Origin of the sequence: Nonomuraea sp. KM90 (assembly GCF_052246675.1) — a bacterium.
Lineage (GTDB): Bacteria > Actinomycetota > Actinomycetes > Streptosporangiales > Streptosporangiaceae > Nonomuraea.
Genome location: NZ_JBQQCB010000048.1, coordinates 25367 through 49701 on the forward strand (window position 1 = coordinate 25367; position 24335 = coordinate 49701).

21 protein-coding genes are annotated in these 24335 nt (G+C 71.8%); 7 read left to right on the forward strand and 14 right to left on the reverse strand.

Annotated features, from left to right (window positions below):
- Nucleotides 1–29: 29 nt before the first annotated feature.
- Together ACTWPW_RS34960 and ACTWPW_RS34965 are read right to left on the reverse strand one after the other, a co-directional pair.
- Nucleotides 30–881 carry a carbohydrate ABC transporter permease gene (locus ACTWPW_RS34960; RefSeq protein ID WP_443171141.1) on the reverse strand — a complete coding sequence of 284 codons (852 nt, stop codon included), beginning with the start codon at nt 879–881 and terminating at the stop codon, nt 30–32.
- Nucleotides 871–1839, reverse strand: a complete 969-nt coding sequence (locus tag ACTWPW_RS34965) for a carbohydrate ABC transporter permease (RefSeq protein ID WP_375112198.1) — start codon at nt 1837–1839, stop codon at nt 871–873. Before ACTWPW_RS34965 ends, ACTWPW_RS34960 begins: the two co-directional genes overlap by 11 nt.
- A gap of 277 nt (nt 1840–2116) precedes the next feature.
- Between ACTWPW_RS34965 and ACTWPW_RS34970 the strand changes: the two genes are divergently transcribed.
- Nucleotides 2117–3196: a LacI family DNA-binding transcriptional regulator gene (locus ACTWPW_RS34970; RefSeq protein WP_443171142.1), complete on the forward strand. Its 1080-nt coding sequence runs from the start codon at nt 2117–2119 to the stop codon at nt 3194–3196.
- Between the two features lie 251 nt (nt 3197–3447).
- Here ACTWPW_RS34970 and ACTWPW_RS34975 read toward each other — a convergent pair whose 3' ends face one another.
- A complete protein-coding gene (locus ACTWPW_RS34975; protein ID WP_443171143.1) occupies nt 3448–5991 on the reverse strand; it encodes a beta-galactosidase in 2544 nt (847 codons plus the stop codon).
- Nucleotides 5992–6021: 30 nt separating this feature from the next.
- Nucleotides 6022–6654: a TetR/AcrR family transcriptional regulator gene (locus tag ACTWPW_RS34980; RefSeq protein WP_443171144.1), complete on the reverse strand. Its 633-nt coding sequence runs from the start codon at nt 6652–6654 to the stop codon at nt 6022–6024.
- A 109-nt stretch (nt 6655–6763) separates the two neighbouring features.
- Between ACTWPW_RS34980 and ACTWPW_RS34985 the strand changes: the two genes are divergently transcribed.
- From ACTWPW_RS34985 to ACTWPW_RS34995, 3 genes are all read left to right on the forward strand, one after another.
- Nucleotides 6764–8074 carry a cytochrome P450 gene (locus ACTWPW_RS34985; protein ID WP_443171145.1) on the forward strand — a complete coding sequence of 437 codons (1311 nt, stop codon included), beginning with the start codon at nt 6764–6766 and terminating at the stop codon, nt 8072–8074.
- Nucleotides 8075–8172: 98 nt separating this feature from the next.
- On the forward strand, nt 8173–9243 hold the full coding sequence (locus tag ACTWPW_RS34990; protein WP_443171146.1) for a C40 family peptidase: 1071 nt from the start codon (nt 8173–8175) through the stop codon (nt 9241–9243).
- A 118-nt stretch (nt 9244–9361) separates the two neighbouring features.
- The gene (locus ACTWPW_RS34995; protein WP_443171147.1) at nt 9362–9718 is read left to right on the forward strand and encodes an ArsR/SmtB family transcription factor; all 357 of its coding nucleotides are present in this window, start codon (nt 9362–9364) and stop codon (nt 9716–9718) included.
- A gap of 28 nt (nt 9719–9746) precedes the next feature.
- Here the strand turns inward: ACTWPW_RS34995 and ACTWPW_RS35000 are convergent, their stop codons facing one another.
- Nucleotides 9747–10196, reverse strand: a complete 450-nt coding sequence (locus ACTWPW_RS35000; RefSeq protein ID WP_443171148.1) for a hypothetical protein — start codon at nt 10194–10196, stop codon at nt 9747–9749.
- Nucleotides 10197–10414: 218 nt separating this feature from the next.
- On the opposite strand from ACTWPW_RS35000, the gene ACTWPW_RS35005 reads away from it, so the two are divergent.
- A complete protein-coding gene (locus ACTWPW_RS35005; protein ID WP_375112190.1) occupies nt 10415–11227 on the forward strand; it encodes a peptidoglycan recognition protein family protein in 813 nt (270 codons plus the stop codon).
- A 306-nt stretch (nt 11228–11533) separates the two neighbouring features.
- On the opposite strand, the gene map is transcribed toward ACTWPW_RS35005, so the two are convergent.
- Nucleotides 11534–12397, reverse strand: a complete 864-nt coding sequence (gene map / locus ACTWPW_RS35010; protein ID WP_375112189.1) for a type I methionyl aminopeptidase — start codon at nt 12395–12397, stop codon at nt 11534–11536.
- A gap of 202 nt (nt 12398–12599) precedes the next feature.
- Between map and ACTWPW_RS35015 the strand changes: the two genes are divergently transcribed.
- On the forward strand, nt 12600–12950 hold the full coding sequence (locus ACTWPW_RS35015; RefSeq protein ID WP_443171149.1) for a peptidase inhibitor family I36 protein: 351 nt from the start codon (nt 12600–12602) through the stop codon (nt 12948–12950).
- 55 nt (nt 12951–13005) lie between these two features.
- On the opposite strand, the gene ACTWPW_RS35020 is transcribed toward ACTWPW_RS35015, so the two are convergent.
- Both ACTWPW_RS35020 and ACTWPW_RS35025 read right to left on the reverse strand, forming a co-directional pair.
- Complete coding sequence (locus tag ACTWPW_RS35020) at nt 13006–13920, reverse strand: alcohol dehydrogenase catalytic domain-containing protein (protein WP_443171150.1); 915 nt, start codon at nt 13918–13920, stop codon at nt 13006–13008.
- 62 nt (nt 13921–13982) lie between these two features.
- Entirely contained in the window at nt 13983–14849 is an 867-nt protein-coding gene (locus ACTWPW_RS35025) for an NmrA/HSCARG family protein (protein WP_443171151.1), read from the reverse strand.
- Nucleotides 14850–14959: 110 nt separating this feature from the next.
- Between ACTWPW_RS35025 and ACTWPW_RS35030 the strand changes: the two genes are divergently transcribed.
- Nucleotides 14960–15529, forward strand: coding sequence for a TetR/AcrR family transcriptional regulator (locus ACTWPW_RS35030; RefSeq protein WP_375112185.1), 570 nt, complete (start codon nt 14960–14962; stop codon nt 15527–15529).
- 37 nt (nt 15530–15566) lie between these two features.
- Here the strand turns inward: ACTWPW_RS35030 and ACTWPW_RS35035 are convergent, their stop codons facing one another.
- The 6 genes from ACTWPW_RS35035 to ACTWPW_RS35060 all read right to left on the reverse strand — a co-directional run bounded on the left by ACTWPW_RS35035 (nt 15567) and on the right by ACTWPW_RS35060 (nt 24274).
- On the reverse strand, nt 15567–16979 hold the full coding sequence (locus ACTWPW_RS35035; RefSeq protein ID WP_443171152.1) for a sensor histidine kinase: 1413 nt from the start codon (nt 16977–16979) through the stop codon (nt 15567–15569).
- A gap of 288 nt (nt 16980–17267) precedes the next feature.
- Complete coding sequence (locus tag ACTWPW_RS35040) at nt 17268–20996, reverse strand: S8 family serine peptidase (protein WP_443171153.1); 3729 nt, start codon at nt 20994–20996, stop codon at nt 17268–17270.
- Nucleotides 20997–21138: 142 nt separating this feature from the next.
- A complete protein-coding gene (locus tag ACTWPW_RS35045) occupies nt 21139–21945 on the reverse strand; it encodes an MBL fold metallo-hydrolase (protein WP_443171154.1) in 807 nt (268 codons plus the stop codon).
- 52 nt (nt 21946–21997) lie between these two features.
- Complete coding sequence (locus tag ACTWPW_RS35050; RefSeq protein WP_443171155.1) at nt 21998–22615, reverse strand: VOC family protein; 618 nt, start codon at nt 22613–22615, stop codon at nt 21998–22000.
- A gap of 133 nt (nt 22616–22748) precedes the next feature.
- On the reverse strand, nt 22749–23378 hold the full coding sequence (locus ACTWPW_RS35055; protein ID WP_375112180.1) for a cysteine hydrolase: 630 nt from the start codon (nt 23376–23378) through the stop codon (nt 22749–22751).
- Nucleotides 23379–23575: 197 nt separating this feature from the next.
- Complete coding sequence (locus ACTWPW_RS35060; RefSeq protein ID WP_443171156.1) at nt 23576–24274, reverse strand: SDR family oxidoreductase; 699 nt, start codon at nt 24272–24274, stop codon at nt 23576–23578.
- Nucleotides 24275–24335: the final 61 nt, after the last annotated feature.

Below are 24335 nucleotides of genomic sequence, written 5' to 3' on the forward strand. Positions count from 1 at the left end.
TCCTTCTATGAGAACGTTTTGATCGCGGATCAGCGAAAGCCGGTCGTGGAGATGCCCTGCGTCAGATAGCGCTGTCCGGCGAGGAAGAACCCGAAGATCGGCGCCAGCCCCACGATCGACATGGCGAAGAGCTGGCCCCAGGCCGTCTCGCCCTGGCCGTCCATGAACGAGCGCAGCGCCACCGGCATGGTCCACAGCTCGGGGTCGGTCAGGAAGATGAGCTGGCTGAAGAAGTCGTTCCAGGTCCAGATGAAGGTGAACAACGCCGAGGTGGCCAGCGCCGGCACCGACAGCGGCATGATGATCCGCCAGTAGATCCTGAAGTGGCCGCAGCCGTCGATGCGGGCCGCCTCGTCCAGCTCCTTCGGCAGGCCGCGGATGAACTGCACCATGAGGAAGACGAAGAACGCGTCGTGCGCCAGGAACTTCGGCACGACCAGCGGCAGGTTGGTGTTGATCCAGTCGAGCTGGGAGAACAGCACGTACTGGGGGACGATGAGCACGTGGATGGGCAGCATCAGCGTCGCCAGCATCATGGCGAAGAAGATCTTCCTGCCCCGGAACTCCAGCCGCGCGAACGCGTACGCGGCCAGCGAGCACGACAGCAGGTTGCCCGCCACGGCCAGGATCGCGATGACCGCGGAGTTCAGCAGGTAGTAGTGGAAGGGATGGTCGAGCGCCGTCCAGCCTTCGACGTAGTTGCCCAGGTCGAGCCGGCTGGGCCAGATCGACGGGTCGCGGAAGATGGTCTCGGTGGGCTTGACCGAGCTGGACACCATCCACAGCAGCGGATAGAGCATCACCAGGCCGAAGCCGATGAGCAGCGCGTGCTTCGACAGGCGCCGCGACCGGCCGCCTGGGGCCCTGAGCTCAGTTGCCATAGAACACCCACCGCTTGGCGAAGAGGAAGTTGATCCCGGTCAGCACGGCGATGAGGACCAGCAGGACCCACGCCATCGCGGAGGCGTAGCCCATGTCGAACGAGCCGAAGCCGCGCTCGTACAGGTAGAGGGTGTAGAGGAGGGTGGCGTCCGACGGCCCGCCCCGGCCGCCGCTGATCACGAACGCCTGCGTGAAGCTCTGGAAGGCGCCGATGAGCTGCAGGACCAGGTTGAAGAAGATGATCGGGGTCAGCATGGGCAGCGTGATGTGGAAGAACCGCGACACCGTCCCGGCGCCGTCCACCTGGGCCGCCTCGTAGTAGGAGGCGGGGATCTGGCGCAGGCCGGCCAGGAAGATGACCATGGGAGCCCCGAACGTCCACGCGTTGAGCAGGACCAGCGTGCCCAGCGCGAAGTCCGGGTGGGCCACCCAGCTCACGCCGTCCACGCCCACCGTGGCCAGGAGCTGGTTGACCAGGCCGTCCTTGCCGAAGATCTGCCGCCACAGGATGGCGATGGACACGCTTCCGGCCAGGAGCGAGGGCAGGTAGTAGACCGACCGGTAGAAGCTCAGGCCCCGTACGCCGCGGTTGAGCAGGAGTGCCAGCGCCAGCGCCAGGACGAGCTGGATGGGCACCGACACGAACACGTAGACGAACGTGACCAGCAGCGACTTGTGCAGCCGCGGGTCGTCCAGCATCTGGCGGTAGTTGTCGAGCCCGAGCCATTCGGGCGGCTTGAGCAGGCTGTACTCGGTGAACGAGAGGTAGAGGGAGGCCAGGATCGGCCCCACGGTGAACAGGGCCATGCCGATGAACCACGGCGTGAGGAAGAGGTAGCCGACGCGGTCCTTGGGCGGGCCGCTCGGTCGCGGTGCCGGCGGCTGCTCGGCGGGGGGCGGGTGTGGGGGTGTGAGCGGGGTGACGGTGGTTTCGGGGGGATCCAAACGTTTGCTCATCTATCACCCTTCGCAGTCGCGCTGAGCCGCACGCGACCGGGATAAGCAGGGGCACAAGCCGTGATGTCTTGTGAGTAACCAGTTTCTAACATCGCCCACATCGGGTGTCAACGCTCCGTTAGCGAAGCACTGAACTGGGTGAACAGGTCTTGCGCGCCTCTTGGCAACCGGTTGTAATGCAAGGTGAGAAACCGGTATCTCAACGTCGGTGCCCGGCCGGGGGCGTCCGGCGATTTAATGCATGCAGCAAACGGGCCCGAGCGTGCGGGGAGAGCGGATGAGGGCGAGCGCCGGAGACGGTGACCAGGACGGGTCGGCCAGGGAGGAGACGCCGGTCGCTCCCGCCCGCCCGGGCGGACGGCGCGGGCCGCGACCGGCCGGCCCGGCCACGATCAGCCGGGTCGCCGAGGCGGCCGGGGTCTCGCGGGCGACGGTGTCGCGGGTCATGAACGGCTCGCCGACCGTGAACCCGGAGCTGGCCGCCCGCGTGCGGGCCGCGGCCGAGGAGCTGGACTACGAGCCGAGCGTGGCCGCCCGCCGGCTCGCGCTCGGCCGTACCGGCACGGTCGCGCTCGTCGTCCCCGACCTGGCCAACCCGCTCTTCCAGGGCGTGCTGCGCGGGCTCAGCCAGGCCGCCGGCAAGGCGGGCCGCCAGCTGCTGGTGGCCGAGTCCGACGAGGACCCGGAGGAGGAGGTGATCCTCGCGCTGGAGGCGCGGCGCAACTCCGACGGGCTCGTGCTGGCCTCGCCCCGCGCGCCGGGCGGGCGGCTGCGCGCGCTCAGCGACAGGCTGGCGCCGTTCGTGCTGGTCTACCGGGAGATCCCCGATCTGGGCGCGCCGTCATTGTCGATCGACAACGCCGCGGGCATCGGGGAGATCGTGGCCCACCTCACCGGCCTCGGCCACCGTCGCGTGGCCTATCTCGCCGGTCCGCCGGGCAGCGCGGGCAACGCCGAGCGGCTCGCCGCGCTGCGCGCCGCGCCCGGCCTCGACCTGACCGTGCTGCCGTGCGGGTCGATGTTCGACCACGGCCACGCCGCCGCGCCCGCGGTGGTGGAGTGCGGGGCCAGCGCGGTGGTGGGCTTCAACGACATGGTGGCCTCGGGCGTGCTGACCGGCCTGCACGAGCTGGACGTACGGGTGCCCGGCGAGGTGTCCGTCACCGGGTTCGACGACATCCCCTTCGCCCGCTACACCACCCCGCCGCTGACCACGGTGTCGATCCCGAAGAGCGAGCTGGGCCGGCAGGCGTGGGAGCGGCTGTGGGCGCTGATGAACGGCGAGAGCGGCGGTTACAACGTGCGCTACCAGCCCCGGCTGCTCGTCCGCGACAGCACCGGGCCCGCGCCGTCCTGAGCCCTCCGGCGGCGGGTCACCACTCGGCGAAGGAGCCGTCCGGGTGGCGCCAGATCGCGCCGCGCCAGCGGTGCCGCGCTTGGCCGCGCGCTCGGCCGCGCGCTCCACGGCCCGCCTGCCGGGCGGGCACGCCGGGGTGCTGCCGGCGGTGGGCAGGCAGCGGCCGAAGGCGGCCGAGACCGCGATGCGGGTGCTGGTCGGGCGTTCGATCGCGGACGTCGGTCTGGCCAGGAAGGTCCACGGCGACCGGGTCAGCGGGCGCCGGCCCCGACCACGGTGCGGGACAGCGGGACCAGCGTGGCCCCGCGCAGCTCCAGCACGCTGCCGCCCGGGTAGGCGGGCGGGCGGGCCTGCGGGGACAGGTGGACGGGGGCGTCCTCGCGCAGCGGCAGCAGCCTCAGCTCCAGCCCGTGCTTCAGCAGCTCCGTACGGAACCGGCGCAGGCCGATCTCCCAGGGCGGGCCGTACCAGAACTGGTCGGCCACCAGGCGCCCGCCGATGTAGGCGCGGCCCACGTCGCCGACCCAGTCCAGGCGCAGCAGCACCTCGTCGTCCCCTTCCAGGGCCTCCGGGGGGACGGTGAGGTGGTAGACGGCCGCGTCGTCGAAGTCGGCGTCCACGGGCGCCGAGGCCCGGCCGGAGGCCGGGTCGACCACCGGCCGCCGCGCCGGCCCCGCCTCTTTGACGACCTCGACCGTCACGACCCGGCCTTCCCCGCCCACGGGCCCGGGCACCGGCAGGACCCCGAACACGCCGTCGGTCTCGCCGGCGAGCTCCGGCGCGGGAAAGACCAGCACCCTGTCCCCGGTCACCCCCGGGGACCTGGATCCCGCGCTTCGGGAACGGCCGGCGCGCGCCGTCTCGCCCGCGCCGCCGTACACCACGAGACGGTCGTCGTCGATCACGGCGGGCCGATCGCTCAGGACGAGCCGGTCGGCCCCCCAGAGCCGGCCGCGCGTCGCCGTGAGGGCGCTGTCGTGATCCAGCACGAGCACCGCCGCCGTCCCGCCGCCCGCATCGGTCACCCGGAGCAGGCAGCCCGGCCCCGGCCGCAACCCGCTCACCACGACCTCGCCCCCGTCCCGCGTGATCGTCGCGGGACGGTCGTCCCCTTCCCGCGTCACCGTCGCGGGCCCCTCGTCCCCTTCCCGTGTGACCGTCGCGGGCCCCTCGATACCGGCGACGGTGGCGGCGTCGAAGACGAGCTCCACCGGGATGCCCGCCGTCTGCGTGAAGACGTGCACGGGCTCCCCCGCGCCCCGGGCGGCCTCGGGCGCTGCCGCATCCGCCCCGATCACGCACACGGGCTGTGCCGTGGCGGTCAGCAGCACGCTCCGCCCGACCCGCCGGGCGAGCGGCCAGGCGAAGAACGCCCCCGGCGGCACCGTCACCGGCTCGCGCGGGACGACGAGCTCGCGCCCGTCCAGCTCGACCGCGAACCGGACGCCCTCATGGGCCGGCAGCGTCTCGACGGGCTGGTGGTTGTTGACGAACAGGAACCCCGAACGCCCGTCGGACCGCACGGCCCAGCGCAGGGCGTCGCGGTCGGCGGTGTCCTCGGGCGCGCCCGGCGGCATCGTCAGCGTCATCGTGGCCAGATCGGGCCCGTCGCAGCCCAGCCACAGGTGCTGCAGCCGGAGGTGGCGGTAGGACTCGCGGAACTGGCCGAACTCGCCGAGCGGCGCCTGGAAGTCGTAGCTGATCACCGGGCAGTCGTTGGGGTAGCCGGTGGCGTGCGACTCCTGCAGCGTGGACAGCGCGCCGACCTTCTGGGACGCCCCGTGGTACATGTAGTAGCCCTGCCACACCGACCCGCTCCCCAGCTTGACCAGGGCCAGGGCCGCGACGTCGGCGGCCGCCACGATCGGGCGCCGGTGGTAGGAGGTGTACATGCCGCCGCCCAGCTCGCAGGTGGCGAAGGGGTAGCGCGCCGGCTGGGCCTCGTCGGAGGCGGCCACCTCGGTGGTACGCAGGTCGGCGCCGATCGAGTCGTCGTCCCGCCCGGGGCCGAAGAAGTAGTGCGCCCGGCTCTGCCGCGGCCAGCCGTCGTGCGCGGTGTCCCAGGCGGCCTCCGGGTAGCCGCCGAACAGCGGGATCAGCTCGTCCGGCGGCAGCACGGCGTGCCCCCAGCCGGTGGCCGTCCACAGCGGCGCGTCGATGCCGGCCTCCTTGGCCAGGCGCTTGAGGGTGAGCAGGTGGCCGGGCTGGTCGTGCAGCTCGTTCTCCACCTGTACGGCCACCACGGGCCCGCCGTGCGCCCGGGTCAGCCCGCGGAGCCGGGCCCCGATCTGCTCGAAGAACGGCCGGACGAGCGCGAGGTAGCGGGGGTCGTCGGTGCGCGGCACGCAGCCGTCGGCGAGCAGCCAGTCGGGGAAGCCGCCGTTGCGCGACTCCCCGTGCGCCCAGGGGCCGATCCGCACGACCAGGTCGAGGCCCAGCTCGGCGCAGATCATCGCGAAGCGTTGCAGGTCACGGTCGCCGCTCCAGTCGAAGACGCCGCGGCGCTCCTCGTGCAGGTTCCAGAAGACGTACGCGGAGACCGCCGTCACGCCGCCGGCGCGTACCTTGAGCAGCTCCTCGCGCCACTCCGCGGCCGGGTAGCGGCCGTAGTGGAACTCCCCCGTGACCGGGAACCACGGGCGCCCGCCGCGGGTGAGGTGGCGCGAGTTCACGGTGATCGCGCCGGGCTCGTCCGGGGGGTCGCCGAGCCGGAGGTGTCCCTGGAGGGGCGGGGGTGTCTCGCGCGGCACGGTGACCCGCCGTACCGCCGGAGCCTTGGTCTGCCATCGCGCCACGAGTTCGTACAGTACTACTGACGAGAACTGTCAACGCAGCCGGTGATCCAGCGCGGGCGCGAGGTCCGTGGTGGTCAGCAGCAGGGCGACGACGTAGTCGACGAGATGGTCGCGATCGGTGTCCACCTCGCCCCGGAACCACGCCGACAGCAGCTCCCACAGGCCGCTCACGATGGTCAGCGCGGTCATGGCGAGATCGGTCTCGCTGAGCGGCACCTCGTCGAGGAGCTCGTGGACCTGCGCGGTGAAGATGCCCGCCAGCACCCCGGTGATCCGCCGTCGGCGCTGCTGCAGCAGCGGGCTGGCCGGGAACTCGTAGGCGAGGATGCGGGCCCGGCGCGGGTCGGCGGCCAGGAAGTCCACGATCGCGGTCACCACGGCCGTGGTGCGGGCGCGCAGGCGGCGCGGGGCGCCGTCGGCCACCGCCTGGATCATGTCGGTGGCCTGCGCGGCCTGGTCGTCGACGACGGCCAGCAGCAGGGCGTCCAGGTCGGCGAAGCTCTCGTAGAAGTAGCGGTCGTTCAGCCCCGCCCGCGCGCTCACCCCCCGCACGGTGGCGGCGGCCCAGCCCTGGGTGCCCAGCAGGTCGAGGCCGGCCGCCAGCAGCGCGGCCCGCCGCCCGGCGCGGCGCTGCTCGGCGGGCACGCCTCGGTACGGGCGCACGGGAGGGCGGTGAGGCGTCACAGCCCCGATTCTGCCGTAGCCCTTGACGGGTCCGGGTAAATCTGGTGATGGTTAACACCAAGTTCCCCTGTTGCAGAGGCGGTGGATCGTGGCCACGGAACAGCAGCCTGTGGACCTCTCTCCGGCCGACATCGATCTGAGCGACCTGCGGTTCTGGGAGCGGCCGGCGGCCGAGCGGGCGCGGGCGTTCGCGATGTTGCGCGCCGAGCCCGGTCCGCGGCTCTTCCGCCTGCCCAAGGTGCCCTTCCTGCGCCAGGACCCCGGGGCCTGGGCCCTCGTCCGCCACGCCGACGTCCTGGAGGCCAGCCGCCACCCCGAGATCTTCAGCAGCGAGCCGAGCGCCACCAGCCCGACCGACCTGCCCCGCTGGATGGACGGCTACTTCAACTCCATGATCGACATGGACGACCCGCGGCACGCCAAGATCCGCCGCATCGTGTCCCGGGCGTTCACGCCGAAGACGCTGGCCAAGGCGGAGGACGACATCGCCCGCCGGGCCGGGCGCATCGTGGACGAGCTGATCGCGGCCGGCCCCGGCGACTTCGTGGCCCGGGTGGCGATGCGGCTGCCGGTCGAGGTGATCTGCGACATGCTCGGCATCCCGCCCCGCGAGCACGCCCGCGTGGTGCGGCTGACCAACATCGTCGTCGGCTACACCGACCCCGAGTACGTCGGCTCCCCCGTCGACTACACCGGCGCCAGGGCGAAGGTCGGCCGGTTGCGCGCGGCCCGCCTGCTGGGGACGGTGGCCCTGGCGGGCTGGCAACTGCACCGGCTGGCCGCCGAGCTCGGCAGGCAGCGGCGCGCCGCCCCGACCGGCGACCTGACCTCCGCCCTGGTCAACGCCAACATCGACGGGGAACGGCTGAGCCCGCGCGAGTTCGCGGCGTTCTTCCTGCTGCTCGTGGTGGCCGGGAACGAGACCACCCGCACCGCGATCGCCCACGGACTGAAGCTGTTCACCGACCACCCCGAGCAGCGTGAACTGCTGCTGTCCGACTTCGACGCCCGCATCGGCGGCGCCATCGAGGAGATCGTCCGGCACAGCTCCCCGGTCGTCTTCATGCGCCGCAACCTCACCCGCGACCACGACCTGAACGGCCACCTGTTCAAGGCCGGCGACAAGGTCACCCTCTGGTACGCCTCCGCCAACCGCGACGAGAGCGTCTTCACCGACCCCGACGCGTTCGACATCACCCGCTCCCCCAACCCGCACGTGGGCTTCGGCGGGCCCGGCCCGCACTTCTGCCTGGGGGCGAACCTGGCCAGGCGGGAGATCGCGGTGATGTTCCGGGAGCTGTTCACCCGGGTGCCGGACATCAGGGCGGGCGAGCCGGACCGGCTGCTGTCCAGCTTCATCAACGGCTACAAGCGCCTGCCCTGCACGTTCCGCTCCTGAAGTTCAAGCGGTTCCATGCCGTCCGCGCATGCTCCGGCTGAACACCACCCGGGCGGCCCGCGTATCTCCCCATGAGACGACGCGGAGGAGGCGGCGGAGTGACGGTCTCGGTGGCGGTGTCGGTGGCGGTGTCGGCGGCGGTGTCGGCAGCGGTGTCGGCGGCGGTGTCGGCGGCGAGGTTCGTGACGGGATCCGTCACGGGGCTCGTGCGAGCGGCGGCGGCCGTGGCGCTGGCCGCGACGCTGACCGTGGCCGCCATGCCGGGCGCCGCCGTGGCCGACCCGTCGCCCGCCCAGGCCAGGGCCAGGCTGGTGAAGCTGAACGAGCAGGCCGACCAGCTCGTCGAGCGCTTCAACCAGGCGACGGAGACGTACAAGAAGGCCAGGAAGAAGTACGAGACGCTCGACGCCGAGCTCGCCGGCAAGGCGGCGCAGGCCGACGCCCTGCGCACGGAGCTCGTCACGGTGGCGGTCCAGGAATACCAGTTCGGCTCCGGGCTGCACTGGCAGCGGTTCGTCATGAAGGGCACTCCCGAGGAGATCCTCAGCGGCATGGCCTCCCTGGAGCAGATCGCCCAGGACAGGGCGGCGAAGCTGCGGGCCTTCGAGGCGGCGACCAAGGACCTGCGCGACCGGCGCGACGCGGCCAGGACCGCGCTGGCCGAGGCCGACGACGCGCGCGACAAGGTACGCCGGGAGCAGGCGAAGGTCGACAAGCTCGTCAGCGCGCAGACGAAGCTGCTGCGCCGGCTGGGCGCCTTCCGGACCGGCAACCCCCGCAGCACCGGCCTGACCTACACCGGCCCGGCCTCCGGCAACGCCCGCGAGGCCCTGCAGTTCGCCTTCGCCCAGGTCGGCAAGCCGTACCGGTACGGCGCCACGGGGCCGAGCTCCTACGACTGCTCGGGCCTGGCGCAGTCCGCCTGGCGCGCGGCGGGCGTCCAGCTGCCCCGCACCACCTACACGCAGTGGAGCTGGGGCGCCGACCGGCGGGTGCCCCTTGACCAGGCCCAGCCCGGCGACCTGCTGTTCAGCCGGGGGCTGGGGCACATGGGGATGTACGCGGGCGACGGGAAGATGGTGCACGCGCCGCAGACCGGGGACGTCGTCAAGGTGGTCGACCTCGACGACTACTGGCGCAACCGCCTCATCGGCGCGGTGCGCCCCTGATCGGTGCCCCCTGATCGGTGCCCCCTGATCGGTGCGGCTTGGTCGGCGCGGCGTGCCCGCTCGTTCGACGCCCGTCGTAGTATGGCGTGCCGGCCCTGATCGCGGAGGAGGAGACCACGTGCCCCGACCGAAGAGCACCCCGCGCACCGTGGACAACCCCTCCGTCTCCGAGGTCACCCTTCAGCAGCTTCTCGAAGCGGTCGCCGACCCCGTTCGCCGCTCGGTGATCGCCCAGCTCGCCATCGCGGGCCACGACCTCAGCTGCGGCACCTTCGACCTGCCCGTCTCCCGCTCGACCGCCACCCACCACTTCAACGTGCTCCGCGAAGCCTGCGTCATCAGCCAGCACTACCAGGGCACCACCAAGATGAACAGCCTGCGCCCCGACGAGCTCGACGCCCGCTTCCCCGGCCTCCTGCGAGCCGTCATCGACTCCTGCGTCCGCGAGACCGGCCAGGTCGCCGAGGCCCGCTAGGGGCGGTGCCGGCAGCGGCCGGCACTGGCTATATCGGGGCGCGGTGGTAGCGCTCGGCCTGGGCCTCCGCCTCGGTGCAGAAGATCACCGAGTCCAGGGGCGTCACGCTGTAGGAGTCGTCGCCGGGCAGCCGGTAGCTCCTGGCGGCGGCGAAGTCCGTGGCGACGAGGGGCAGGCCGCCGCACCTCAGCACGTGGATCGGGTAGCTCGCCATGGCGTGGGTGAGCGGGACGGCGAGCGCGATCCCGTACACGATCACCGCCGCGATCAGGGCGCGGATCCAGTGCGTCGGCACGCGGAGCACGGCCAGCGGGATCAGGGCCACGACGAAGGCCAGCACCATCAGCACCAGGAACCAGAACGAGAACACCCACCCCCGCCGCCAGCCCAGGGCGACCACCATGAGGGCCAGGCCCAGGAGCGGCAGGCCGAGGACGAATCCCGCCAGCCAGGCGGTCGCGCGGGCGAAATCTGCCATATCCCAGTGTCTCCCGGAGGACCGTCGCGGGCCGATGGGGTTCCCGATTCTTCCCATCGCGCTCGGGTACGGCATGCTAATGATCGGTAAGCGTCCGCCTTTGCGGCAAAGACGCGGTCATCCGCCCACCCAGCGGTGATCACCCAAAGCCATAGCGTGACTACTCGTCGTCAATCGAAGGTTGTGAGACTCATCGAGACGCATGACGGAGGTCTTCGATGCCCTACTTGACGCAGCTCGCCGACGTCGCCCGCCGCACCGGCCACCCGGTGACCGAGGTGGCCGGCTGGAGGACGCGCGGCCACGGTCCGCAGCCCGAGGTGCAGGGCATCGTCTGCCACCACACCGCGGGCCCGGCGGGCGGCGGCGACTACCCCTCGCTCGCCGTGGTGCGCGACGGCCGGCCCGGGCTCGACGGGCCGCTGTCGCAGTTCGGGCTCGGCCGGTCCGGCCGCATCTACGTCATCGCCGCCGGGCGCTGCTGGCACAACGCCCCCTCGACCTCGCCCCGACACGACAACTCCAGCTCGATCGGCATCGAGGCCGAGAACAACGGCTCCCAGCCCTGGCCGCAGGCGCAGCTGGAGGCGTACCGGCAGCTGTGCGCGGAGCTGTGCCGCGAGTTCGGGCTGCCCGCCTCGCGCGTGAAGGCGCACCGGGAGGTCAACACCGCCAAGCCCGACCCTCACTCCATCGACATGAACGACTTCCGAGCGGCGGTCGCCGCCCTCATCACCGGCGCCCCCGCGCCGGGATCTTCCTGGACGGAGGAGATCGTGAAAGAACTGCCGCTGATCCGGCTCGGCGACGACAACTACGACGTCAAGACCGTCAGAGGCTGCCTGTTCGCCCGGGGCCACGTGCCTCCCGCCGCGTACGCGAGCGTCGAGGACGGCCTGGAGGGCTGGCTGAAGTCCACCCGCTGCGACACCGGCCTGATCGAGCTCGTCCGCGGGTTCCAGCGGGCCGAGGGCATCGGCGAGGACGGGCTCGTCGGACCGAAGACGTGGGCTCCGCTGCTGCGCGTGTAGCCGGCCGGGCTCGATCCAGGCGATCACCGGCCGTCCCTGGCCCTCCCTGGCCCTCCCTGGGCGTCCCTGGGCGTCCAGCGGCATCGCGCGGCCCCGCAGCGCGACAATGCCTTGCTCAAAGGCGGTTTACCAGGGCGTTTGGGCAGGTCAGCCGGGGTAGGTGCGGATCGTGCGACGGGTTCAGCGTGCGGCTGGACTGTTCTCCGTGGTTACCGGCCGCTCCGACATACCAGTGCGGAGCGGCCTCCGCGGGAAGTGAGACCCGCGTTGACCGGTGAGCGATCACGTCCCGCCGCGGGAGCGCGATCAGCGTGACGAGGCGGCCGAGGACGGGTGCAGGGCGGCTTGGGCGTCCTTTGCGGACAGCCGGCCGGCGGAATCAGCCCGCGTTGCCGGGGTCTCCGATTCACGCCGGGTGAGCACCAAGGGTGCGTCCTCGGTGATGGCCACCGTGTGCTCGGAGTGGGCCGTGCGCGAGCCGTCCGCCGACCGGATCGTCCAGCCGTCGGCGTCGTAGACGATGCGGTCGGTCGTGCGGGCGAGCCAGGGTTCGAGCGCGAGGGTCAGGCCCGGCCGGAGCGTGAGGCCGCGCCCGGCCCGGCCCTTGTTCGGAACGTGCGGCCCCTCGTGCATGGTGCGGCCGATGCCGTGGCCACCGAACTCGGTGTTGACCGGGTAACCGTAGTCGTGGGCCACCGCAGCGATGGCCGCCGAGATGTCACCCAGGCGGTTGCCCGGACGTGCCACCTCGATCGCCGCCTCCAACGCTTCCTCGGTGGCGCGGATGATCCGCAGGTCCTCCTCGGCGGCGGTCCCGACGACGACCGTGCGCGCCGAGTCGGCCACCCAGCCGTCGACGCTGACCGCGAGGTCCGCGCTGAGGACGTCGCCGTCACGCAGCGTGTAGTCGTGGGGCAGGCCGTGCAGGACGGCGTCGTTGACCGACAGGCAGATGACGTTGCGGAAGGGGCCGTGCCCGAAGGACGGCGCATAGTCCCAGTAGCACGACTCCGCCCCGCGCCGTTCGATCATGCCGCGTACGTGGCGCTCCAGGTCCAGGAGGTTGACGCCCACGTCGGCGAGCCGGCCGACCTCGGAGAGCACCTCGGCGACGAAACGCCCGGCCACGTGCATGCGCTGGATCTCGGCAGGCGTCTTGAGTTCAATCACGAGTACCTCGCGTAACAGGGTGTTGGTATTATTATACCGGTCACCCTAACACCTTCCGGTATAATAATACCAACCGGATCCTCGCCGGCGAACCCTGAAGACGGCCGCAAGATCCACAGCCCGCCTAAATCAATGGCGCACCGCCACTCGTGAGCGCATGATGGTCACTGAAAGCGACGACTCAGATCCGCGGAGTGCTCACGTGTTCAAGATTCGTACCCTCATGCTCGCCCTCGCCCTCGCTCTCGCCCTCACGCCGCTCCCGCTCGCCGGACCGGCGCGCGCCGCCGACGGCTTCAGCAGATGTCCGAACGGCCACTTGTGCCTGTTCAGCGAGTTCGACGGAAACGGCACCATCGCCTGGTTCCAGTCCGGCGCGCCGAACCTGGAACCCTTGGGCGTCAAGGACGCCCGCTCGGCGTGGAATCGGACGGGCCGTTCGTTCTGCCTCTTCGCGTCCCCGAACTACGAGGTGCACAACGCCACCGTCCCGCCAGGGCACAAGGAGGGGCTCAATCCCGAGATCGCCTACAACTCCGTGCGGGCCTGCTGACGCCTGGGTGACAGCGTTCCCCGCATCAACCCGCATCAGCCCGCATCAGCCCGTATCAGCCCGTGAGGACCCATCGGCCGCGGTGTCCGCCGGCGCGGAAGGCGCGGTACGCGTACGCGGCCTTGTCCAGGGGCACCGTGCCCGCCCGGCGCGGTTCCAGGGTGCCCCGCGCGGTCAGCGCCAGTATCTCCCCCAGGAGGGTGCCGTCGGGGACCACCACCGCGGAGGTCACGGTGATGCCGCGTACGGACGCGGGTTCGAGGCCGGGGAAGACTCCCACGTACGCGCCATGATCGCGGACCGGCCGCAGCGCCGCCTCATTCAGCAGGGCGGTGTCCAGCACCGCGTCGAAGCCGATCGCCCGGTCGAGGGTGGTGATCGCCTCCGCCGCTCCGGCCCTGGTCAGGAAGTCCTCATCCGTCGCGCGGGCGAGCGCGGTGACTTTCCACCCGGCGCGCGCGGCGAGTGCGACCGCGTAACCGCCGACCCCGCCGGCGGCGCCGGTGACCAGCAGTCGCCGGCCCCGGGACGGGCCGAGCAGGGCGAGGAGCTGCGCGGCGGTCAGCGAGTTGAGCGGAACGGTGGCCGCGTCCAGCAGCTCGACCCCGTCCGGGACCGGCGCCGCGTCGGCGGCTGGGACGATCACGTACTCGGCGGCCGTTCCCGCGGTGGCGTGCGGAGCGTGCGGGAAGTGGAGTGCCGCGACCGGCGTGCCGAGGGCGAGGTCGTCGACGCCGGGCCCCACCATGTCGACGATCCCCGCCACGTCCAGCCCCAGGCCGCCGCGCGGTGTGGGGCCGTCTCCGCCGGCCGCGCCGCGCGAGGCGTCGATGATGTGAAGATCGGCCGCGTTGACCGCGGCCCCGGCCATCCTGATCCGGATCTGCCCCGCCGCAGGCTGCGGATTGGGCAGATCCACCATCTCCACCTCGTCGTCCGAACCGGGGTGAGCGGTGACGATCGCGCGCATGTCAGTGACTCTCTTTCTCGTATGGTCGTTCGGCCGTGCGCCGGGTCGGGCGGGCCGGCTCGTCAGCGGTGGTCGTGGCCCTGGAAGTGCTTGTCCAGCAGCGGCTTTCCCGCTCGTGAGAGCCAGCCGCCGAAGTCCAGCAGACCCGGGTGGAGCTTCCGCAGGGCGGGGATGTCGGCCTGCCAGTCGCAGAACGACGTCGTCCCTCCGGGCCCGCCGGGAGGCGGAGCCGGCAGGGCCACGTCATGTCCGGTCGCCCGGCCGATCGCCGAGGCGATCCGGTGCGGCGCCAGTTCGTCGCCGGCCAGTTCCAGCACCCGGCCGAGGAACCGGTCGGGGGCGGCGAAGGCCAGCGCGGCGAACGCGCCGACGTCCTCGAGGGCGATGAGCTGGACCGTCACGTCGGCCGGGAACGTCCGGATGAGGGAGGCCGCACCGCGGACGCCGTACGTCGGGTCGGCGAAGTTCTCCATGAACGTCACCGGGCGCAGCACCGTGGCCGGTACGTCATGCGCCCGGATGTACTGCTCGATCTCCCACTTGATCTCCCAGTGGGGGATGCCGGTGGCCCGGTCGGCACTGGCCACGGACGCGTAGACGAGGTGCCGGACGCCCGCGGCCATCGCGGCGTCGACGACGTTCAGCCCGCGTCGCAGCTCGTTCTCGGCGTAGTCGGGCGCGATGAAGGCGGGCTGGACGCTGAACACGCCGTACGCGCCGCGGACGGCGGCGTCGATGCCGTCCCGGTCGTCCATGTCCCCGGCGATCAGCTCGGCGCCGGCGCGGGCGAGCCGCGCCGCCGCCGCGGTGCCCGGGTCCCGGACCAGTGCCCGCACGTGCCAGCCGTCGGCGAGCAGGCGCCGTGCGGTGGCGCCGCCCTGCTGCCCGGTCGCTCCCGTGACGAGGATGGGGCGATTTGCCGTGATCATGTCTGCTCCATGGGTACGCTGGTCAGCAGTGGCGGAGCACCGCTCCGCCGCTGTCGCGTTGGAAGAATACGGAGCACTGCTCCGTCGGTCAAATCATCGAAGGAGAGCACGTGACCGGCACATCCCGGGCCGACGTACGACGCAACAGAGAACGACTCCTGGCCTCGGCCCGCGACGCGTTCGCCACCGACGGAACCGACGCGTCGTTGCGCGAGATCGCCCGGCGAGCCGGGGTCGGGATCGGCACGCTCTACCGGCATTTCCCCACGCGCGAGGCTCTTCTTGAGGCCATCCTCGACAGCAACTTCGACACGTTGCGCGAGCGCGCCGAGCAGCTGCTCGCCTCGCCGTCGCACACCCCGCACGAGGCGCTGCTGACGTGGCTGAACGACCTGGCCGCCAGCACGCGCACCTATCAGGGACTACCGCAATCGATCATGACGGCGCTGGCCGACGAGAGCTCCGAGCTGTACGTCTCGTGCGCCGCCATGCGAGCCTCCGGCGCACGGCTGCTCGGGCGCGCCCAGGAGGCCGGGCAGGTGCGCCCCGACCTCACGGTCTATGAGGTGATCGCGCTCGCCATCGGCCTGGCATGGGCGGCGCAGCAGCCAGGAGGGCCGTCAGACCTGATGGAGCGCCTGCTCTCCACGGCGATGTACGGGCTGGCGGCGCACGGGTAGCCCCATGCGCGTCCCCGCCGATCGACAGGACGTGACGCTAGGCAGGGGCTCCACGCTCGGCGGCCGGTTCCGACACCGGCAGTCGGAGCGCGAACCGCGCGCCGTCGGGGCAGTCCTCGACGGTGAGGGATCCGCCGTGCGCCTGGCAGGTCTCCCGGCTGATGGCCAGCCCGAGCCCGCTGCCGCCCGGATCGAGGCGCAGGCTCTCCGGCAGCCGGACGAAGGGGTCGAAGATGCGCTCGCGATCTTCGGCGGCGATGCCCGCGCCGTCGTCCTGCACGGTCACCACGGCCTGATGGTCCACCTGCTCGACGGTGACGTCGATGTGGGAGCGGGCGTGCCGTCGCGCGTTAGCCAGAAGGTTGGTCAGCACGCGGCCCAGCTGCACGGACGAACCCCGTACGGTCGGGCGGCAGGTCACCCGCAGCCGGATCGGGATGCCCTCGCGGGGCATGCCGGCCACCTCGTCCTTGACCAGGGCGGCCAGGTCGAGCGGCTGGTACGCCTCAGGACGGGCGTTCTGGACCCGGGTGTAGGCCAGCAGGTCGTCGATGATCGCCTCGAGGCGTTCCGTGCTGCGCAGCGTGTGCTCGAGGGCCGCGTGCGCGTCCACGTCGCCGGGATACATGAGCGCCTCCTCCAGCTGGGTACGCAGCGCGGTGACCGGGGACCTCAGCTCGTGGGAGGCCAGGGAGGCGAACCGGAGGTATGCGTTCACCGCCTTCTCCAGCCGATCGAGATAGGCGTTGGAGGCGCGGGCGAACTCGGCGATCTCGTCATTGTGGAGCGGTGCCGGGACGCGCATGGTCAGGTCGTTCGCCGTGGCCTCGCGCATCTTCGTGCTGATCGCCTGCACCGGACGCAGGGTCCGGCCCACCACGACGCGCGTGCCCAAGGCGGCCATCAGGGAGGCGACCAGGGCCGCGGCCCCGAAGCCGGCCTCCAGGTAGGGCCTGGCCAGGGCGGGAGGTTCCACCGTACCGGCGTAGATGTAGTGCGGCTCGCCCCTCAAGGGCACATCGGGCATCTGGCCCTCAAGTCGCAAGGCCGTGACCAGAAGGCACGTGCCGTTGTCCCAGGGCGGGCACACCGTGAAGTCGTGCATGCCATCACCGGGGGCGGGCTTGAGCGTGCTCAGCGGGGCCTTTCCGGCTGCGGCGGCGTTGGCCACCACCACCTGCCCCCGGGAGTTGACAAGCTGGAGATACCGGACGCGCGCGCTCGGCCTGGGCGGCGGGATGTAACCGGGCCGCATCCTGCTGACCCAGTCGACGATGGCCATGTGGACGCCTTCGGCGAGGTCGGCCGCGATCCTGTGGCGGATGCCGTAGACGGCCAGCGCGCCGACCGCGCTGAGGAGCGCCAGGAACAGTGCTCCGACCGCGAGGGCGAAGCGCACGCGGATGGACTGCGGGTACGGCCAGCGCCGCCTGCTGACCAGCGGTGACATGCGTCCCCCTCTCCCACTGCCCTCCGCGCGCGGTTGCTCGAAAGCGGCGGTTGCGGCGGCCCCCGCCTGGACGGACGAAGGCGTCCGGCGGTTCTCTCCGGAGCGGCGGCATCGGCTCTTCAGGGGACCCGGCGGACCACACTGTGACGGTATCCGCAGTCTCCGTGATGTATGCGAATGCTTGTCCTACTGTGACCGTGTGTGTGGGCAGTGATGGGGCTCATCAGGCGATGGCGTGGACGGGGATGTCGGTGGGAGGGCCGGACGGCGGCCCTCCCACCGACGGCGTCACTTCAGACCGAACGCTCGGGTGATGGTCTGGGTGACGGTGTTGCCCCGGGTGTCGCCCGCGGCGGTGCGGAGCGTGACGAACAAGGCTCCGGCGGGAGCGTCGAGGCGGGTCCGCCAGCCGTCCCTGCCCCGGTCGAGGCGGGCCTGGTGCCAGGTCGTCCCGTCGTCGTAGGAGATCTCCAGGGTGAGGGTGCGGAGGTCACCCGCCCCCGCCACGCCGTCGAGGTGGGACGGGACGACGGTGAGGTCGGCGCGGCGGCGCGCCTTGCCGGCCACGTCGGTGTCCACGGCGTAGTCGAGCTGGATCAGCGGCAGCCGCTCCACCGCGCCGGAGGCACCCGCCTCGGAGGTGAAGCCCCACTCGGTGCGGGTGGCGGTGGAGTAGGGGTTCGCCCAGGTGCCGCGGGAGTTCTCCGACACCAGGCGGTACGGCAGCCGTTCCGGCCGCAGGCCGCCGACGACCAGCTGGTCGTAGGGTGCCTCGCCCAGCAGGCCGTCACCCTGGTACAGCTTCAGCGAGTTGGACACCATGCTGTTGAGGAAGGTGTCCCCGATGTGGCCGGCTCCCGAGTCGCCCCAGCCGGGCAGGACCACCTGCAGGGTGTCGTCCAGGCGCAGCGGCGACGCGCCGGGCGCCGAGCGCGGCCGGTGGACGGGGCCGAACCAGTGCAGATCCGTGCTGGTGCCCGCCCGGTACGTCACGGGACGATCGCTCTGCTGGCCGACCTCGCGGTTGATCGTCGCCTGCTCGTGCCAGCGCACCCCGGCCGTGACCCAGTCGGTGCGCTCGCCGATGGCCGGCGCCTCCGAAGCGGCCACGTTCGTGGCGGAGGTGTACCCGAAGCGCCAGTAGTCGTGGCGGGCCTCGATCACCCTGGACTGCCGGTAGTTACGGAACGAGACGTCCACCCGGGCCAGGTCCTTGGCCCTGGGCCGGTACGTCGGGTCCGCGGGCACGGCGTCCTCGAAATAGTGGACCAGGTCGTAGACGTACTCGGTGGTCGGGTTGGACGTCACGTCGAGCAGCGTGCGCCGCCCGCGCTGGATCTGCGCGATCAGCTGCTCGCCCTCGTCGAGGCCCAGCGAGGCCACCGCCAGCGGTGCCAGGTTGGGCGCTCCGTAGAGCGGGTCGTTCCAGGGGGTGATGCGGCCGGGGCCGTCGTTGACGACCAGCAGCAGTTTCGCTCCCGCTGCCGCCGCCGCGGCGGCCTGCTCCTCGCGGCCGACCGTGCCGTTGTTCCGGACGACCACGGCCTTGCCCGCGGCACCCCTGGACGGGTAGGCGGCGGCGCCGCCGTCGCCGGCGAAGATCGCCTCGAGCGTGTGGCGGCCCTTGGGCAGCGGGGCCGCGCCGCGGTGCACCAGCGCGTCGTCGAAGACGTGATCCGAGGTGGAGACGGTCAGGGCCGGCTGGTTCAACCGCCAGTGCCCGCCGACCTCGAACTCGCCCACGCCCACCTTGCCGCCGGTCGGCAGCGTCCAGACGCTGTCGTACGACGCGTCCGGCCACCGGCTGCTGGCGGTGTAGTCGTCGTCGGCGACGCCCCGGTAGACGTCGACCCGCATGCCGTCCAGGGAGCTGGGCTTGGGGGTGACCGCGGTCAGGCGCCGGGCCTTGCGCGCGTCGATGACGACGGTGCGATCCCGGTCGAGTGCGATGTCGGTCACCGTGAGCAGGCCGAAGCCGCGTGAGTGGGGGCCGTGCGTGCCCTCCACGTCGGCGTCCAGCCAGGTGGTGTAGGTGCCTTCGGGGATGCGCACGCTGCCGGTGCCGGACTCGTCCAGGTAGAGCGGGGCGAAGAACTTCTTGCCCGTCAGGATGAGCTCGCCGCCCATCGGCCGGCCGGCGCGGTCCTTGGCGGTGAGGGTGAGGACGTGTCGCGCCCCCTCCTCCGCGGCGCCGATGAGGGTGCGGGCCCGCGGTGTGCCGGAGGCGTCCGTGGCCTCGACCGTACCGGTGACCGTGGTGTCGGCCGGCACCTCGTCGTAGTGCGCCGTGACGCGTACGGTGGCCGTGCCGTGCGCCGGGACGGTGATCTGCCGCTGCGACAGCGTGAACGCGTCCTGCGGCGCGCCCGTAACGCGGGTGGTGAGATCGAAGGTGACCGGAGTGTCCCCGATGTTGGTGTAGGTCACGTCCTTCGTGCTCGTGGTGCCCGGTTCGATGGGGTACGCGTGGTAGCCCGCGAACGCGCTCGCTGTCGCGAAGACCGTGGCCGCGCTGGTGGCGGCGATGTCCAGGCGCCCGCTGCCGGCCTCGGCGGCGGTGTAGCCGGGGGTGGGCTTGGCGGTGCTGACGAGGGCGTCCTTCAACTGGCCGCCCGTCCAGTCCGGATGCCGTGCCGCCAGCAGCGCCGCCGCGCCCGCGACGTGCGGCGTGGCCATGGAGGTGCCGCTCATCGTCTGGTAGTGGCCTTCGCCCTCCGCGGCGTACTGCGAGCGTGCCGCGAGGATGTCGACGCCGGGAGCGGTGATTTCCGGCTTGAGGCCGCGGTCACCCGCGCGCGGGCCCCGGCTGGAGAAGTCGGCCAGGCGGTCCGCGCCGTCCACCGCGCCGACGGCGAGGGCCGCGTCGGCCGCGGCGGGCGCGCCGACCGTGAAGCCGGTGGGGCCGGAGTTGCCGGCGGCGATCACGAACAGGGCGCCCGTTTCGGCGCTGAGCTGGTTGACGGCCGTGCTGAGCGGGTCCGTGCCGTTGGTGGGTCCGGCGCCGAGGCTCATGCTGATGATCTTGGCGCGCTCGGTGCGGGCGGCCCATTCCATGCCGGCGAGCACCCAGGACTCCTGGCCCTCACCGGCGTTGTCCAGAACCTTGCCGACGTGCAGACGGGCGCCCGGGGCGACGCCGCGCTCCTTGCCGCCGGAGGCGGCGCCGGTGCCGGCGATGGTGGAGGCGACGTGGGTGCCGTGCCCCTGGCCGTCCTCGACGGTCTGGTCGGGCACGAAGGTCTCGGCCCGCGCCACGCGACCGGCCAGGTCAGGGTGAGCGGTGTCGACGCCCGAGTCCAGGACGGCGACGTCCACCCCTTCGCCGGTGTTGCCGCCCGCCCACACCTGGGGCGCGCCGATCTGGGCGGTGCTCTCGGCGAGCTCCGCCCGTACCTTGCCGTCGAGCCAGACCTTGGCGATGCCGCCCGAGAGCGCCGGCTCGGCGCTCGTGCGGCCAGAGGCGTCGGGGACGCGGGCGTCCTTCGTGAGCGCGGCCCAGAACCCGGCCGAGCGGTCGGCGTCCACGGCGGCGCCCTGGATGCTGGACAGGGCGCGCACCTGCCGGGCGCCCTGGGGCAGGGCCGAGGTCCGGGCGCGGGCGGCGGCGTCGGTGTAGGAGACGATGAGCGGAAGGCGGTCACGCCGCGCGTCGTCGTATCCGTCGGCCAGCAGCCGGGTGACGTTGAACAGGTCCCGGTCCAGCAGACCGGCCGCCAGGTACTTCAGGGCGGACCGGGGGTAGACGTACGTCTCGCCGCCTTCCGCGTGCGTGACGGCGTCCACGGGGCGCCCGTCCGGGCTCAGCACCGTGCGGGTCACGCCACCGTCCGGCGCGGTGGTGACGGTCACCTTGTCACCGGTGATCAGGGTGACCGTACGCGCGGGCGCGGCGGCGGTGGAGGGGGATAACGCCGGGGCCGCGGTCGAGGTGGCGCCGGCGGGTGGAACGGCCGCGAACGCGGCCAGGGCGATGCTCGATGCTGCCAGCACATGCTTGTGCCGGGATGAGAGTGACAAATGTGCCTCTATGGTACGGAAGGGATAGAACCGGGGGGAATCTTAGGGAAGAGAAAGCGATCTTGACCAGGCGCTGTAAATCCCAATGCCGTATCACATACGCAACAGATCTTGCCGGGTGATCGGGTGACGCGTCAGGGCGTCAGCGGTGCAAAGGTGTCCAGGTGCCGTGCGGGGCCGTCCGAAGAAGCGCGGTCAGGCCGGCTTCGTCGAAGGCCAGCTCCAGGTCGGCCAGTCCCTCGGAGAAGTGGGCCCAGCCGTCGTAGTGGGCCGGAATCACGAGATCCGGGTCGAGGACGGCCGCGGCGGCCGCGGCCCGCCGGCTGTCGAACGTCAGGGGGCGCCCGCCGAACTTCGCGGGCACGCGGGCCGCTCCGGCGTGGAGCACGGCTACGTCGATGTCCGGCACGCGGCGGGAAATCTCCGCCACGGTACGGATGGAGGCGTTGTCGCCGCTGATGTAGACCGTGGGGAGTCCCGGGCCGGACAGGACGAACCCGGTGACCTCGCAGTTGACGTTGCCGTCGGCATCGCGATCGCCGTCTTCGGGGCCGTGGACGGCGGGCACCGCCTGGACGGTGAGATGGCCCGCGCCGTCGCCGCGGAGCACCTGGTAGCCGTTCCAGCCGGCGAGGCCGACCGCGGGAGGACCGAGTCGTGCCGCGGAGAGCGGGCCGGTGATGACCAGCGGGGCGGTTCTGGCGAACACGCGTCCGCGCTCGTCGAGGTTGTCCGGGTGGCCGTCGTGGCTGACCAGCACCAGGTCGATCGCGCCCAGGGCGTCCTCGGGGACGGCGGGACCCGCCGTCTTCGTCAGGTATCCGTGCGGGCCGGCCTCGTCGAAGGTCGGGTCGCTGACGATGCGCAGACCCCCGATGTCGATGACAGCCGTCGGCCCGCCCAGGACGGTGATCGCACATTCCTGCCGGGGCAGCCTGGTCGTGGTCATCCGATCAGCTCGAACGGTCGCGGGCCGGTGACGGCACGGTGGGCGCGCGCGCTCACGACGGGAGCTCGCTTCCGGCCTGCTCGCGTACCAGGTAGTCGGCGTACCAGTCCGGCCAGTTGGGGTCTTCGGCGCCGGTGCGCGCCTCGTGCTCGCCGTGCGCGGCCGCGGCGCGGCGCAGCGCGTTCGCCAGGTCCGAGGCGGAGGCGTAGGTGGTGGCGGACGGGTCCAGCCGTCCCGGGAGCCGGGTGGTGACCTCCTGCAGCACCCAGCCGTTGCCGTCGGGGTCGCTGAACGACAGGAACGAGCCGTAGCTGCTGCGTTGCGGATCCGGGCCGGGCACCCGGGCGTCGGTGCCGCCGTGGTGGAAGACGCCGCCGGCGTCGTGGAAGACCTCGCTCGGGCCGGCGCCGAGCCGCTTCAGCTCCTCGTACGCCGCGGCGATGTCGGCCACGATCAGGTGCAGGCCCTGCGCCGAACCCGGCGCCTGGGACGTGACCGACGTACCGAAGATGACCGAGGCCGGCGAGCCGGGCGGGGTCACCTGCACCACCCGGAAGTCCTCACCGGTGGCGACGTCGGCATCCAGCCGCCAGCCCAGCGCCGTGTAGAAGTCCTTGGCCCGGTCGACATCCGCGACCGGCACCACGACCACTTCGAGCTTCATGTCCATGACCTGCGCCTCCTGCGCTCGTAACCAAGGCCGGCACGACGGGATTCGTGCAGTCTGCCCCCGGGTGATCCAAGGAAAACGCCCTGGTCACCCAAGGTCGGCAGGCGCCGCGGAAGCCGGTGGAGCACCGGCTTCATGCGTGCGCCCCCTCGAACGCGGCGGTGAGCTCCCCGGTGGTGGTGATGGCGTGGGCGAAGGTGGGGCCGTTCAGCTCGTGGGCGGCGTGCATCATCTCGGGGAGGAACGCCGCGGTGGCGTCGCGCACCAGGGTGACGTGGTAGCCGAGTTCCATGGCGAATCGGCCGGTGGACTCGATGCAGGTGTTCGCCAGCAGGCCGACGAGCACGACATGGGTGATGCCGTGCTGCTTGAGCTGGAAGTCGAGGTCGGTGTTGGCGAACCCGCTCTGCGCCCAGTGCTCCCGGGCCACGACGTCGCCGGGCTGCGGCTGGAAGTCGGGGTGGAACTCCCCGCCCCAGGTCCCGCGGGCGAAGCTGTGCCGCTCCATGATGGCGCGCTGGGTGGGGTTGGGGTGATCCCATGTCTCGTAGTCGCCCGGCTCCCAGCGACGGTGCGGAACGATCATCACCCGTACGCCGGCCTCCCGGGCCGATGCGATCACGGATCGCAGGTGGTCCAGCAGACCGACCTGCTGCGCCACGGACGCCACGCGCGGCCAGATCTTGCCGCCCTCGGACAGGAAGTCGTTGTAGGGATCGACCAGCAGCACGGCCGTGTGGCGCGGGTCGTACGCCTGGGGCATGGCTCCTGCTCCTCGCTCTGGGCGATACAAACGTCCAGCCCAAGGATCAATCCCATCAGCCACAGAAGCAAGAAAGCCCTGGTCAAATACCACTTTGCGCAGACGTGGATGATGCTCGTCGTCCAGCTGCCCGGTGATCCCACCCACCGCTCCCCGTAAAGGCAGGGCCGACATGGGCCGCGGGCCGAAGCGCCGGATCAGGGACCGGACGGCCCGCCGACCGGCTCCGACAGTGCGGCCTTGACGCTCCGGCTCTGCTCGTCGGCCAGGACCTCGAACCGGTCATGGATCAGGGCGTCCATGGTCAGCTCGGCCACGGTGCCGGCGCTGATCTTCGGCGCGTCGGTCCAGGCGCTGAGATCCGTGTCCACGAAACCCGCATGCACCCCGACCACCAGGGTTCCCTGCTCGCCCAGCGCCTTGCGCAGGGCGTCCGTCAGCGACCACTGCGCGGCCTTGGAAGCGGCATACCCGGGGAACTGCGGCTGACCGACCCAGGACGCCACCGAGAGCATGTTGACCAGGGCTCCGCCCCCGTTTCTGGCCAGGATGGGAGCGAAGGCGCGGGACACCGCCCAGGTGCCGAAATAGTTGACCTCCATCGCCTGGCGCGCGCCGTCGAAGGCGCCCTCCATCAGCTTGGTGCTCGCACCGCCGATCCCCGCGTTGTTGATCACGATGGAGACGTCGCCCGCGGCTGCCGCGGCAGCCGCGACGCTCGCCTCGTCGGTGACGTCCAGGCGCACGGGAACGACGTCGGCGTCCGGCACGCTCGCCGGGTCGCGGACGCCGACGTAGACCTTCGCCGCACCGTGGTCGATGAGCGCGCGGGCGAACGCGCGGCCGATTCCGCGATTTCCGCCCGTGACCAGGGCGACCGATCCCTTGATTCGCATGGTTCTTCCTCATCGTGCGCTTGTCATGCCCGCATGCCGTGCGGGCCGGCTCGGGCTTCCC